Source organism: Hymenobacter sp. B1770, assembly GCF_049896385.1.
Lineage (GTDB): Bacteria > Bacteroidota > Bacteroidia > Cytophagales > Hymenobacteraceae > Hymenobacter.
Genome location: NZ_JAFCUF010000045.1, coordinates 1 through 1,048 on the forward strand (window position 1 = coordinate 1; position 1,048 = coordinate 1,048).

The 1,048-nt window shown below is 53.9% G+C and carries 1 protein-coding gene and 1 pseudogene; both read left to right on the top strand.

The features are described 5' to 3' along the window. Positions 1-261: 261 nt before the first annotated feature. Positions 262-669, top strand: coding sequence for a transposase (locus tag ACP7AJ_RS21345; RefSeq protein ID WP_426062260.1), 408 nt, complete (start codon positions 262-264; stop codon positions 667-669). Between the two features lie 89 nt (positions 670-758). Then, a pseudogene (locus tag ACP7AJ_RS21350) lies at positions 759-1,048 on the top strand (IS3 family transposase); the annotation flags it as partial.

A 1,048-nucleotide genomic window follows, 5' to 3' on the forward strand; every position in this document is an offset into this window, starting at 1 on the left:
GCGCGGCTGGCCAAGGCCTTCATCCAGGCCTTCTGCACCCTGGAAATGAAGGACTTGAAGATTAAGAGCTGGAACGAATACAAGGCAATGTAGCGCGGACTTTGTAGGCCGCGTATAGCTCAACAGCAAAGCACAGAATTACCAGGCGTTGGAAACAGAAGCTCCTACAGGCTCTGATTGCGAAAGGAAGCATTCAGAGCCTGTAGGAGCTTCTGCCTTGTACTGAAATAGGTTGACAGTTTTTGCTCAAAAAACTGTCTTATGGAAGAGCATATTCGCGCCTTGCTCCAGCGCTTTCAATACAGCGAGCAATTCAAAGAAACTGCCGCATTTCGCATTGTCTTTGGGGGCGAAGAGCCCAGCCAAGTCATGGCCGACTTGGATATTCACAACAGTTACACGCTGCGCAACTGGGTGAGCCTTTATCAGCGCAAGCTGCAGACGGGCTTGTTCGTTAGCCCGGCTATGACACGAACGCAAAAACGGGACGTGCAGGCCTTGCGGCAGCGCAACGAGGAGTTGGAGCAGACCTTGCAGCAGGCTAATCTGCTGATTTTAGCCCTTCACACCATGATTGAGGTAGCTGAGCAAGAACTCCAAGTGCCCATCCGAAAAAAGTCTGGCATTAAACAGTCCTGGGGCTTCAGGAAAATGAAATCGCCCGGGTGAGCGTCGGTCACCTGCGTCGACTGTTTGGTGTAAGCCGACAAGCCTTTTATCACCGCCAGCACGACGCCCAGCGGGTGCGTGGCCACTCTTTGCTCGTGCTGGATCCGGTCCTCGCGCTTCGGCGCGAGATTCCGGGACTGGGTACTCGCAAGTTGTATTTGCTGCTCCAACAGCCGCTCGCGGCGAGCGGCATCAAAATGGGGCGCGACAAACTGCATCAACTCTTGCAAACACACCACTTCATTCTGCGCCAGAAGCGGTCGGTGCCGAAAACGACGAACTCGGCGCACAGCTTGCGTAACTACCCTAATCTGTTGGTAGACATAACGCTGACGGCACCCCGGCAAGCATGGGTGTGCGACATTACGTACTTATGCAT

Bases quoted from the DNA above. Each gene is read 5' to 3' on its own strand.
- ACP7AJ_RS21345 (WP_426062260.1), top strand. From the start codon at position 262: ATGGAAGAGCATATTCGCGCCTTGCTCCAGCGCTTTCAATACAGCGAG.